The sequence below is a fragment of the Methylobacter sp. S3L5C genome (assembly GCF_022788635.1).
Lineage (GTDB): Bacteria > Pseudomonadota > Gammaproteobacteria > Methylococcales > Methylomonadaceae > Methylobacter_C.
The window spans coordinates 2,599,704-2,613,182 of record NZ_CP076024.1 but is presented as its reverse complement, the minus strand read 5'-3'; the positions used below and the strand labels follow the sequence as shown (position 1 = coordinate 2,613,182).

The window sequence follows — 13,479 nt, the reverse complement described above, 5'->3', positions numbered from 1 at the left end:
TTTTCTCGCTAAGATAGATAAAGTAGCAGCCACTGATAATTAGTATCTTTTATGTTGCTTGGTCGTCTCAGAACGGCCAGAAGCTCTTATTGTGGGAATAATGGAAGTGAACTTCATTTCATGATTGATTTAGCGAAATTTGAAAATATGGTCAAACGGTTAAAAAAACATTTAACAAGTTTACCGCCGCTGTGTCTGTAGCTCTTTTTAAGTGCTTTTTTCACTTCCCAAGTACCTTTGTAGCCTAATGGAAATACCACTAAGTCACCCGCTTTGAAAGTAATTGAAGGGCCACCATCTGCAGGTGTCATGACACATTCACCTTCTAAAATAAATGATGTTTCTGTAGTAACAAATTCCCATGGGAATGTAGATACTTCTTTTTGCCATGTTGGCCAGTTAGCAACGCCCATTTTTTTTAAAAGTGCTTCGCCGGGGTTGCTATTAACTGTAATTTCTTTCATGTTATTCCTAAAATTTAGATTTATATCCAGAATCAGAATGATTTTGGATGAGCCATAGTATGTTGCCCCCCCTATTTTGCCTAGAGGAATCTATTTTTTCAATAATCTCATCGTTAAAAAATGCCTATCCAAGCGCTCCAGTTAACCGCTGAAAGTGCAATTCGTTTTTTAACAGCCATTTTTTATCAATGGTTCATATTATCTTTTACTTCGCCATCTGTGCCTGTCGTTATGCCTTGTAAAATTAGTTTGCTCAACAGACTATAGATCGGGTGTGGAGACTTTTATCGAATTACAAATATTACAACTCTAAAAGGCCGGTAATGAAATTGGCTTTTTGAAACTTCCGAATAACGGGTAAAGGCCACTATGCATAGTTTTAATACCGAAAGGAAATGCAAAAATTATTACCAACTGGATGATAACTATAAACGGGATATGCATGGCGACATTCAAGCAAGTGTACTATGAAATCATTAACTGAAGAGTGCCAATTGGCACTCAAGCAGGCATCTTCATATGTAATGTTTGGCAGATGTCCATTGACTTGTCTGAAGGAATAAATTTTCACCTCAGAAATCATGTAAAACTATGTAAAGTTTTTTAACTAATGGCTGGTCGAAGCGTCTGTGAAATCAGGTTATGCAGCCGATAGCCTTTTAAAACTATGTATAGTGTGCAACTATAAATAGGGGGCGCTATGCATAGCGGCCAACAGCGGTCCGCTGGTTGCTATCAACCAGCGTCTGCAATATAAGCGATTGCTGACGTTCGGCTACTGCCAGTAATAGATATCTTACTGTGGGCGCTAACAGAGTTATTCGTGCCCAATCCCCCGACTATTATTTACGTCATAAGCCATCTTTATTGTCTGGTTGCATTATGAGTTGTTGCAGCAGTAGCCGTGCATTTTTATAGTCAAGATCGTGGATTAGTTTACGTAGGCGAATAAACAGCTCAAGCTGTTCTGTGGCCAGATGCATTTTTAGCGTGTTCAACAAATCTTCAGGAATGAAATCCTGCTCCTTGAGCAGTTCGTCAAGTTCGGCAGCTGACAGCATTAGTTCGTCACGATTACCGGCATTATGCGGCAATACAATATCAGGAGGAGACTGCGCCTCAATGACCGACATCGTCTGATTAAAGGCTGCCGTAAAGTGGTTGATAGCAGCCGTTGTGGGTAGCCCTTTTTTAAATTCTGCTTCCAGTATTTCGGTTGCTGCATACAATCGCACTGCGCCAAAATTGCCGGCTACACCTTTAAGGCTGTGTATTTTTTCTTTAGCGATAACCAGTGATCCTGAGGCGATAAGCTCGGCAAGTTCAGCGGGCAGGTTTTGCATACTATGCTTGAAGTTAAGCAGTAATTGCATTGCCAGTTCTTTATTATTACCGAGCATGGCCAACAGATTTTTCTGGTCGAAATCCGGTAGCGTATCGATAGCCGGCACTGCCACAACTTCCTCCTTCAAGCTTTCGATTTTGCTGTTATCGGGTTTGATCCACTGTGCAAGCGTTGACAGCAGTTTTACCGGATTGATCGGTTTACTGATGAAATCGTTAATTCCTGAGGCCAGGCACTCCTCCTGTTCCTCTTGGGTTACACCGGCAGACAGTGCAAGCACCGGTAGTGTTGCAAAACGAAGCTGGTTGCGCATTTGTCGGGTGGCTTTAAAACCATCCATCACCGGCATGTGCATGTCCATCAACACCGCATCAAATTCGCCCTGCTCAAGCAGTAATGTCAGCGCCTCCTGACCATTATTGGCAATCTTGACGCTGATACCCGATAATTCCAAAAATTCACTGACTACTTGCTGATTTAAAAGATTGTCTTCTGCGATCAGAATACGGGTGCCGGCCAGTAATTGACTAAAATCACTTAATGTCGACGCCAATCTTCCCGTGGGCGACTCCAGTTTATAGGGGCGGGTTAAGGGTAAAACAGCCATGACCAATTCAAAGCTAAAGCAACTGCCGCGTCCCGGCGTACTGTCCAACGTAAACCGGCTACCCATAAGCTGCAACAGATTATTACTGATCGCCAGGCCAAGGCCTGAGCCCCCAAAACGACGGGTGATAGAATCATCCACTTGACTGAACGGTTTAAACAGCTTTTCCTGATCCTGGCTGGACAAACCGATACCGGTATCCGCTACACTAAATAATAACCGCGCTTGTGACTGGTCAATTTGTTGTAGCATGATGGTCATAGTTACGCTGCCGTCAGCGGTAAACTTGATGGCATTACCGAGCAGGTTAATTAATACTTGTTGCAATCTGGCGGCATCGCCGATTAAACCCAATGGAACATCACCTGCCAGCACAATAGTGAAAGCCAGATTTTTTTCCTTAGCGGCTGCGTCAAACAGATTGTGAAGCGTATCGAGTAGTCCATCAAGGTGAAAGTGTTTGTGCTCAATGGTGACACGCCCGACTTCCAGTCTGGACAAGTCCAGAATATCGTTCAGTATCACCAATAGACTGGTCGAGGCACGGTTGATTTTATCCAGATAATCCACTGCTTCAGGCGAAAATTTTTTGTTTAGCGCCAGTTGCGACAGACCGATGATTGCGTTCATGGGCGTGCGAATCTCGTGGGACATGTTGGCAAGAAATTGTGATTTTGATTTTGCCAAGGCTTCAGCCCGCTCTTTAGCCAGGATGATAATCGCTTCGTTTTGCTTGCGCTCGGTGATGTCTTCTGTAAGTTCCAAATAATGGGTGACGCAGCCATCAGGCTGACGTATCGGCGAAATCCAGGTTAACACTATGTATTCAACACCGGATTTGCTTTTGTTGATAAATTCGCCTCGCCAGATTTCGCCCCGACTTAAAGCACTCCGCATATCCATATAGACTGCCTCTGAAGTCTTGCCGGATGCGATTATGCTTTGATGCTTGCCGATAAGCTCATCAGAACGATAACCGGAAGTTTTTATCAGTACCGCGTTGACATATTCAATTATGCCATTACGGTCAGTGATGGTCACCGAATTGGGGCTTTGCTCTACTGCCAGGGACAGTATTCTGATGGTGTCTTCGGCCTGTTTTTTGACGGTATTATCGATGGTTATCAACAGGTAACCAATAATAACATCATCATCATCATCATCACGCAACGCAGTAATTGAAACCACCGCAGGAAAGCTGCTGCCATTTTTACGGATATAGGTTAACTCGTAAATATCTTCAATACCACGCGAAGCTTTGAATACCAACGCTTCAAAGCCGGGGGTAATAAAAGCTGACTGCTCTTCACTTAAGGCGATTGCACGGTTTAGCAATTCCTTAGGGTCGGAAAAATCCGCTGGTGTAAGTTGGTTTAGTACTTCATCGGCCTGATAGCCGAGCATATTTTCTGCGCCCCGGTTAAAAATCTGAATAATGCCTTTGGCATCGGTGGCGATACTGGAAAAAGTGCTACTGTTAACAATCGCGTTTTTTAGAATATCGGCTTTATACAGTGCCTTTTCAATGGCTTTACGCACCGTGATATCCTCAATCATTTTAATAAAGTAATCCGGTCTGCCTGCTTCATTGCGGATTAATTTTACCGTTAGATTACCCCAAAGGTGATGCCCCAGCTTGTGTTGATATTGACTTTCCAGAGTAAAACCTGAAATTTCACCACTCAGGCATTGCGCAATTTTCTCATTATTAAGCTGGTGATGATCGGGATGCATCAATTGCAGGCAGGGTATGGTGAGCGCCTCGGCATTGCTATAACCAATAAACTCGCAAAAACGTTGATTGATTTCCAAACAATCGCCCTGTGGCGATAGATGGGCAATAGCGAATGGTGCATTATTAAACGTGGAATCAAAGCGCCGCTTGCTGACTTTTAGCGCAGAGGTACGCTTTATTAGCTGTAACTGGAGCAGGCGGCCTTGACCGGAAGCCATCAAACTGAAGGCATTCACAAAACAGGTTAACAGAAAGCCTGACAATAATAGTAACCATGCGCTATCTGAGTGGTGTTGGGCGATATAATTAGGTGTGACGGTGATTTCAAACCGCCAGCTTCGACCGCCCAGGTTAAGCGTTGTCGCACTGAGCAGATCTCTTGGACCGTTGAAAAAATTTTCTTTCTGTACCACCCAGGCTGACGGTTCCGGTTGGCCGTTTACAAACAGTAATTGCTCTGCGGCCGGTGCACTCTGGTCTAGCAAGCGATAGGACAATTTGGCAGTTTGTGAGGTTTTAAGTGCCGCTGTGATAATAGCATCGATTTTAAAGGCGGCAACGAGATAACCGGTCACGTTCTGACGGCGTTCTTTTACGGTTTGGTGCGGGCGGCCGTTGCCATACACGGGCATAATAGCGAGTACGCCATAGTGCCGGTTTTGTCCCTGAAGTAAAACAATCCGCGCGGTCAGAGCGATGTCTCCGCTATCCCTTGCCCGCTCAAGAGCCTCTCGCCGCAGGGCATTGGCATAGTTATCAAATCCCAGGAATTTTTCATTGCCTTGAGAAGGTTCAATAAAAGTGATGGGCGCATATTCCGGGCGATTTTCCGCTGTTAAGCGCTGTTGGTTGGCATCTTGTTCGGTAATCTCAAAGTTGGGGTAGCCTTCGTTTTTGATGGTTGCTTCGTAGGCATCCCGTTGGGAGTCCAAAATAACGGTAGTCCAGCTCAGCGCCTGAATACCCGGTAACTGGTCCAAAGCATCCGTAGTGAAGGATTTAAAATCTGCCCGGGTAACCTCGGTTGAGCTTTTATAGAAACTGCCGAGAGCACGTAGCGCGTTGATATGGGTCAAAAACGAGTTTTCCAGCGCTACGCTGAATGTTTGTACTTCTTGGTCCAACATCAGCCTTAATCGCTGCTGGCTATTTTTATTTTGATAATAAGTGGCGCCAATGGTTAGTATAAACATGACGACCATTGGCAGGGTAATCAGCCCTTTTCGGTTGTGCCACGCTGAATCAGCCTGGCATAGCCAGGCTAGCATCAGTGGCGTAAAGAGTATAATGCCCAAGGCATCTCCCAACCACCAAGTGGCCCAGTTAGCCACAAAATCGGCTGCCGCTGTGGTGCCGATGGCGACGAACAGAGTCACTGCCAACGTGGAATTAATCAGCGCAGCAAGAACGCCACCCGTCAGCCAGAAGCGAATAATATCCTTTGCCTTGATCAATCCGTTGGGATAGCCGGCAAAACGTTTAACGAGATAAGTACCTGCTAGCGCTTGCAGCGTTGCACCGCAACTGATAGCTAAATTGATCAGTACCGACAGCAGGTTTTCTGTAATCGAACCGATCACTTCCGAGATCAAACCATTCACCATTAACGTGCCCAGCATAACGCCCGGCCAGATACGGTAGCCGTAAACCAACATGGCCGCCAGGGCAATACCGGCTGGCGGCCAAATAGTTGCCGCATAGCCGGGTGGAATCCTCGTAAAATAACTGAGTTTGCTGGCTATCAGGTAAGCGAGCGCCAGGCCGATAATGTGCAGCAACCCGCGATAAGATTGACGCGGTGGGTGAGTTATCGGCGATACAAAGCCAGGATTATCTTTAAGCATGGTGCTGGTATTCTTTAATGATTAAAATGTGTTAATTAATAAGCGATAGACTTTCATTCGTAGGGGTTAAACTCTAGCGTAAACCGACACAAATACTACGCGACTTGATTGCCGCCATTGGCTGTTGCCGTGTGCAATGCGTTGTTTGCCGCCTCATAAAGTTCCTGCGAAGAGCTATAAGTTGGCATAGCCATTTGCGTGGCTACGCCGACACTAATCGTAACCACTGCACCGGCTTTTGATTCAGCATGGGCCATGCCCATGTTCTGGATACACTCACGCAAGCCTTCGGTAATTTGCCGGGCAGCGGTCGAATCGGTGTTAGGGAGGATAAGCGCAAAGGCATTACCGTCAAGGCGTGCGCTAAGGTCGCCGGGTTGGTTTTGACTGTTGGTTAATACAGTCGCCAGCTTTTTTAAACAGCTATCTCCGATGCCGTGGCCATACCGGTCGTTATAGTGCTTAAAATCATCTACTTCGATTATCGCCAGTGATAGCGGCGTTTTATCCTGGCTCGCTTGCTGCCATGCTGCTGCGAAAGTTTCATCAAAACAGCGGCGATTGGGAATAAGCGTCAGCGCATCAAGCAACGCCCGCGAGTCGAGTAAATCGGCTTGTTGCTTGATGAGAAGGTGGTTGCGAATACGGGCTTTGGCGACCGGAATTACGAAAGGCTTAATGATATAGTCAACCGCCCCCAGATTAAGACCTCTTTCTGCATCGGTTTCACCGCTCATGGCGGTGACAAAGATGACGGCGATTTTACGGGTTTTGGCGTTTTCTTTCAGGCGTCGGCAGGTTTCAAAGCCATCCATATCGGGCATCATGATATCCAGTAAAATCAAATCCGGTTGCACCCGTTCAGCCAGATCGAGCGCATCATGGCCATTATTGGCCACCTTAATCCGGTAATCAGAACGAAGCGCTTCCGCAAGAATCTTGATGTTATCGGGTATATCATCAACAATGAGTATAATGGGGCCTTGTTGAATATCTCTCATAACATTTCCTGAGGATTGGATGGTGAAATCAGTTGATGAAGCAAGGTGCGTGCCTCTTTATAACGAAGGTCACGTATCATCTGGTGTAGACGGCTAAACAGCTCAAGCTGCGTAGGGGACAAATGTGTCTTCATGGTGTTTAGCAAGGCTTCGGGAATAAATTCTTGTTCTTGTATAAGTTCGTCAAGCTCAATGGCGCACTGCCTAAGCGCATTCATATCACTCTCAGACATGAGCCATTGCGCCAGTGTCAGCAGAAGCTGACTTAAATCAATAGGTTTACTGATAAAATCATTCATACCTGCGGCCAGGCATTGCACCTGTTCCTCTTCGGTTACGCCAGCGGTCAGCGCGATCACCGGTAGTGTTGCCAAACCCGGCAGACTACGTAACCGTTGCGTTGTTTCAAAGCCATCCATAACCGGCATGTGAATGTCCATCAAAATGCCATCAAATTCACTCTGTGCCAATAACTCCAGCACTTCCTGACCATTGTTGGCAATAGTGACGATGATACCTGAGGGAATTAGAGATTCTCGTACAACCTGTTGAATGAGCAGGTTATCTTCAGCCACCAGAATTCTGGAACCGACCAGTTGTTGATAATAATTCAAGGTCGGACTTACTATTGCAGAAGGTTCGGTAACGCGGTATTGAATGGACGTAGTCGATACGCCCAAAGCCAACTCAAAGCTGAAGGAGCTGCCTAGCTCTGGCGTACTGGTTAGTAAAAATTCGCTGTCCATCAACTGCAACAGATTATTGCTGATAGCCAGCCCAAGACCGGTGCCGCCAAAACGACGGGTAATGGAGCCGTCCACCTGACTGAAAGGCTGGAACAGCTTGTCCTGATACTCGGCAGAGATACCTATACCGGTATCCGACACGCAAAATAACAGGCGGACTTGTGAGAGATCAATTTGCAAAAGCGTAATTTTGAGGGTGACGGCACCCTGCGCGGTAAATTTGATCGCGTTACCAAGCAGATTACTTAATATTTGTTGCAACCTAAGCCGGTCACCAATCAAGGTGCAGGGGATATTGGATGCAACCTCTATGTTAAAGCTCAGTAGTTTCTCTTTGGCAGCGTCAATAAATAGACTGTAGAGTACATCCAGCAGATCATTAAGAGGGAAAGGTACTGGCTCAATGACGAGACGCCCGGCATCCAGTTTTGAAAAATCCAGAATATCATTAAGTATATTCATAAGGCTCCTGGAGGCTGCAATAATATTTTTCAGATAATTCTGCGTTTCAGCGGGCAGAGCCTGATTGAGCGCCAATTGGGAAAGTCCCATAATCGCACTCATTGGCGTGCGAATTTCATGCGACATGGTGGCGATAAATTGGGATTTTATGGTTAATAAATACTCGGCTTGCTCTTTATCTAACAAAAGCCTGGCTTCATTTTCTTTATTAAGCAGAATAATCTCTTGGAGCTGTTTACGTTCTGTATTGTTGGTACCGATCAGTAGGTAACCGATAATACTGTCCTCTGCATCACGTAGTGCCGTGACGGACACCATTGCAGGAAAGCGACTGCCATCTTTACGAATATAAGTCAGCTCATAAATATCTTCAATACTCCGTGCGGCTTTAAATACCAGTGCGTCAAAGCCCGGTTTAATAGGCGTACCCAGTTCAAGACTTAAGGCTGTGGCACGCGCAATGATTTCCTGTGGATCGGAAATATCCGCCGGTGTGATTTTATTCATCACTTCGTCTGCGCTATAACCAAGCATGTGCTGGGCACCGACGTTAAAGATTTGGATAACCCCCTTGGCATCGGTGGCAATACTTGAGAAATTGGCGCTATTAAAAATTGCGTTTTGCAAGGCACCGGCTTTATTTAAGGCCTCTTTTTGCTGATGTAAGGCCAATTCCTTAAGCTTGCTAATATCGCTGAAGTTAATACGGATGGCCTGAATATTGCCATCTGCAGACAGACTGAGTACTTTAAGATGCGCGTCAAAAACGGCATTTTCGTTGCATAAAAGTTGTAATTCAATACTTTCGAGGGCTTCGCATTGAAGCATACTTATCAGCAAACGTTTCCAGCGATCTCGGTCATGAGGTGCAACCAAATCCGCAAAATTCCGGTTTTGCAGTTGGTTACGTTCGATGCCAAAAAGCGCCGTTGCGGTCAGATTTATTTCTTCAATTTGACCTTCAGAGGACAGCGTTAAATAACCCTCAGGGCAAAATTCATATAGATTTATATAACGTTCTCTGGATTCTTGCAGAGCGAGTTGGGCTTGCCGCAAATCTTCGTTCTGCATTTCCAGTTCAATCTTATAGGTTTCCAATTCCTGGAGTACAGCCTGTATTTCAGCACGTAACTCAGTCGGGAGTTCCCGGGCCAACCTTATGGCTAGCAAATCCAGTTTATTGCCTGGTTCCAGTGGCTTATTATTGATGGTCATTGTTATCAGTGGTTAAGGTAGGAGTATGGCTGTGAGAAAAGCAGGGTATGTCGTAATTTGGTTCATCCGGCCAGACAAGCAGATATTTTTCCACCCTGTCCCATTCTTCTTCAAAGCCAGGTAGCAAACCTCTGAGTATGGCATTGATATTATTGTCACCGGCATTGCCAGCTTCTTCAATTTGTAGACAAAGATTACCCAATCTAAGCGCTCCAACGCTGAGTGCCGAGGTGCTTAATTTATGGGCGGCGTTGCTTGCTGCAATGGCTTGGCCGGTAGTGATAGCGGTTATTATATCGGCACTGATTTTCTTGGCACTAACATGAAAAAAACCCAGAAATTTGGTAAGGGTAGCAGGATCGTCACCCACCAGCTCTCTAAGTACACACATATCCCGGTCCATAGCGGGGGGTAAGTTATCAGTAATACTGATGGCTTTTACAGGTAACGATGGTTCAATCAAGGTCCTGTCGGGGTTAACGGCCGTCAACTGATCTTTCTCAACGTCTTCTTGTAAAGGGGCCTTGCCAAGCGCTATTGCCGGTATATCAGCAAGCTTTAGTTGGTACGCGAGTGTTGACAGGAGTTGGACCGGATTAATAGGTTTACTGATGAAATCGTCCATGCCGGCAGCCAGATATTGCCCCCGCTCCTCCTCGGTTACGCCAGCCGTCAGGGCAATAATTGGCAGTGTCAAGAATCGTGGGAAACTGCGTATTTGGCGGGTTGCTTCAAAGCCATCCATGACCGGCATGTGGATATCCATCAACACGGCATCAAATTCAGTATTCTCCAGTGCCAATAGAGCCTCTTGACCATTATTGGCAATATTAACGCTGATGCCCGATAAATTAAGAAATTCTTGTATAATTTGCTGATTAAACACATTATCTTCGACTACTAAAATTCGGAAGCTAACCAGTCGTGGATCTATCTGATTAAATACTGAACCGAGTGCTACTGATGGTGGCTGAATTTTTTCCTGGTCGGCTGCGGGCGATACAGCTAAAACCAACTCAAAGCTAAAGTTGCTACCCAATCCCGGCATGCTGACTACCGATAATTCCCCGCCCATCATTTGTATCAAATTATGGCTAAGTGCCAGTCCAAGACCAGTACCGCCAAAGCGGCGAGTGATAGACTCGTCAAGCTGCTGGAAGGGCTGGAACAGTTTATTCTGATCTTTGATGGCGATACCGATACCGGTGTCCTTAACACAAAATAATAGCCGAGCTTGCGACACATCGAGTTGTTGAAGGGTAATACCAAGGCTGACTGAACCGTTTTCGGTAAACTTGAAGGCATTACCGAGCAGATTAATTAATATTTGCTCCAGTCTGAGTTTATCGCCAAGCAAGCCAGGAGGAATATCTGCCCCTAGCATTACACTAAAGCCGAGGCCTTTCTTTTCAGCTGTGTCGCAAAACAGACTGTAGAGATTATCGCGCAGGTTATCAATGGCAAAAGGTGCTAAATGAATAGCAATGCTGCCTGCCTCCAGTTTGGACAAGTCCAAAATATCATTCAGAATGCCCAGTAGACTGGTAGAGGCAGAGTTGATTTTATTCAGGTAAGCGTTTATTTCAGGTGAGCTTGCTTTGGTTAATGCCAGTTGCGAGAAGCCGATAATGGCGGTCATCGGTGTGCGAATCTCATGCGACATGTTGGCGAGGAAGTCGGATTTTGCTTGCGCCAAGTGCTCTGCCTTGTCTTTGGCTGCGCGCAGTTCCAGCTCAACTTGCTTGCTTTTAGTCATATCCCGCATGATGGTGGAAATAAGTGTGGGCGAGTCGTTCGCATCCCGATAATGGCTTAGTATTAATTGCGAAACCGGTATTTCGTGACCATCCCTGTGTAACAGTGCATTTTCACCTTCCCAAAAACCTTGCTGGCAGGCAACCAGAATAGCCTCTTCGAATATCTTTCTTGCCGCCCATTCCGGGTGCATATCATTGATATTAAAACCGGATACGTTGGATTTTTCCGGCAGGCCAATCATTTTAAGACCGGCACGATTAATAAAGGTAATATGCCCCTGCATATCGGCCATTGAAATATAATCCGGCGATTCTTCAATGATTTGCAGTAGAAGGTTACGTTCATTATCAAGTAGTTTCCGCTCGGTAATGTCAGAAATAAAACCATGCCAGAGAATACTACCATCTGTTAATCTTTCCGGTTGGGAGTGACCGGACAGCCAGCGCAGGCCTTTTTCAGGCAAATTGACACGGTATTCCTGTTGCCAGGGTTGCAGGGTGCTTATGGACTCCTCAAGGGATATATTTATGATATCGCGGTCATCCGGGTGTAGGCGATCAAAAATTAATGCGGAGGTACTTTTGAGCGCCTGCTCAGAGGTGGTTTCGTAAATGTCTTTGATGCCTTCACTGACGAACGGATAGTTAAATTGCCTGTCTTGAGTCATTTTACATTGGTAAACCATGCCTGGAACATGGGCAAACAGATTAGCCAACAGTTTTTGGTTGTTCTTGAGTTGGGCTTCAAGATATTTGCGCTTTGAAATATCGCGCTGAAAGCCAATAAACTGAATAAAGTTACCGTGCCGGTCATAAAGCGGGTTAATGACTATTTCAATCCAAAATTCTGAGCCGTTTTTACGGTAGTTAATGATTTCACCTTGGTAGCTTTGTAACCGGGAAAGTCTCTCTTTTATTTGTAAAATTTGTTGTGGGTCAGTTTTTTCGCCATGCAAAATAGCGCATGATTTACCCAGCATATCTTCGCTTGAGTAGCCTGTTATGTGCTTAAAGGCGGGATTAATATAGGTGATTTTTTTGTTGATATCGGCCAGAATAACGCCTATGGTCAGATTTTCAAGCAACGTTAAATTATAATAGTTGGCATCATGTAAGTGTTCCTGGTCGGTTACATCAATACCCAGCACATAAAAGCCCAGCACTTCCTGATTAACAATATGCGGTAAGTAGCTGGTTTGAGTATAGATTTCCTCACCGGTTTGTGGACATAAAATGTGGCGATTAAACTTTTGCGCTTCGCCCTGTATTACGGCATTGATATGTGCCAAATTTTCTGTGTACAACTGCTTGCCAAGCACTTGCTTGATATGTTGGCCTTTAATTTGTTCCGGTGTTTTGTCAAACCAGCGTGCATAAGCCGGATTGCTAAACAGATTTTTTAACTGCTTGTCCCAATAGCCAATCAGAACCGGCATGTTGTTAATGATAAAATACAGTTTGTCCCGTTCTTGTAAGATCATTTCAGTCGTTTTGAACAGACTAATGTCCTCAATGATTGCCATAAAATAACTCGGTGAGCCGTCTTGATGACGGATCAGTTTTACCGACGTATTACCCCAGACCTGTTTGCCATCGCGGCGTAGATATTGACTTTCCAGTGTGAAGTCTGAAATTTTACCCGCCAGACATGCCGCCATTTTCTCGATAACGCTAGTGTGGTCAGCCGGAGACATTATTTCTGTAAAGGCCAGGTCAATGAGTTCTTCTTTTCGGTAATTGATGAAATCACTAAAGCGTTGATTGACTTCCAGAAAAATCCCTTCGGGTGACAGGTTGATAATGCCGATAGGGGCGTTCTCAAAGGTCGCGTAAAACCGTGTATTGAGCTTGGTTAGCTCAGTGCTGCTTTGTTGTATGAGGCCATGGAGCAGCTTGTTTTCCAGTTCTACCGAGGTCCGCTGTTGCAAGGCCAAGGGAATAAGCCTTATCAGGTAAGCTGCCGTAGCAACGGAGAGCCCGGCGGTGATGACTTTGATTATGGCATCAAGCCAGTACAATGGTTGCCATAGCAGGACAATCGAGAATAAATGAGAGGTGCCGCAGGCCAGAATAAAAGCACAGAACATCAGGTAAACCCGGCGAAATTGCAGGTCCTTTCTACGCCAGGCAACGTAAGCCAGCGCCAGGGGTATGGCATAATAGGATAGCGCAGTTAGTGCATCGGCAATAACATAGGACCAGAGAATGCCAGGGGTCCATTGGATACAGAAACCATGAGGCATCCAACCATTCGCCCCGGTAATATTTAAAATAAATTGTTCATACATATCAGTAGATTACCT

Annotated in this window: 5 protein-coding genes; all 5 read right to left on the bottom strand. The window is 45.5% G+C overall.

The genetic code is table 11. The annotated features are described in order from the left end of the window. Positions 1-113: 113 nt before the first annotated feature. On the bottom strand, positions 114-464 hold the full coding sequence (locus KKZ03_RS11635) for a cupin domain-containing protein (RefSeq protein ID WP_243217018.1): 351 nt from the start codon (positions 462-464) through the stop codon (positions 114-116). Positions 465-1,315: 851 nt separating this feature from the next. Next, positions 1,316-5,995: a PAS domain S-box protein gene (locus KKZ03_RS11630; RefSeq protein ID WP_243217017.1), complete on the bottom strand. Its 4,680-nt coding sequence runs from the start codon at positions 5,993-5,995 to the stop codon at positions 1,316-1,318. Between the two features lie 95 nt (positions 5,996-6,090). Then, a complete protein-coding gene (locus KKZ03_RS11625) occupies positions 6,091-6,996 on the bottom strand; it encodes a diguanylate cyclase domain-containing protein (RefSeq protein WP_243217016.1) in 906 nt (301 codons plus the stop codon). After that, entirely contained in the window at positions 6,993-9,419 is a 2,427-nt protein-coding gene (locus tag KKZ03_RS11620; protein WP_243217015.1) for a response regulator, read from the bottom strand. The genes KKZ03_RS11625 and KKZ03_RS11620 overlap by 4 nt, the downstream gene beginning before the upstream one ends. After that, positions 9,406-13,464, bottom strand: coding sequence for a PAS domain S-box protein (locus tag KKZ03_RS11615; protein WP_243217014.1), 4,059 nt, complete (start codon positions 13,462-13,464; stop codon positions 9,406-9,408). The genes KKZ03_RS11620 and KKZ03_RS11615 overlap by 14 nt, the downstream gene beginning before the upstream one ends. Positions 13,465-13,479 lie beyond the last annotated feature (15 nt).

What these genes read in the sequence shown, in the direction of transcription:
- KKZ03_RS11635 (WP_243217018.1), bottom strand. Translation starts at nt 464, where the DNA reads ATGAAAGAAATTACAGTTAATAGCAACCCCGGCGAAGCACTTTTAAAA.
- KKZ03_RS11630 (WP_243217017.1), bottom strand. Translation starts at nt 5,995, where the DNA reads ATGCTTAAAGATAATCCTGGCTTTGTATCGCCGATAACTCACCCACCG.
- KKZ03_RS11625 (WP_243217016.1), bottom strand. Translation starts at nt 6,996, where the DNA reads ATGAGAGATATTCAACAAGGCCCCATTATACTCATTGTTGATGATATA.
- KKZ03_RS11620 (WP_243217015.1), bottom strand. Translation starts at nt 9,419, where the DNA reads ATGACCATCAATAATAAGCCACTGGAACCAGGCAATAAACTGGATTTG.
- KKZ03_RS11615 (WP_243217014.1), bottom strand. Translation starts at nt 13,464, where the DNA reads ATGTATGAACAATTTATTTTAAATATTACCGGGGCGAATGGTTGGATG.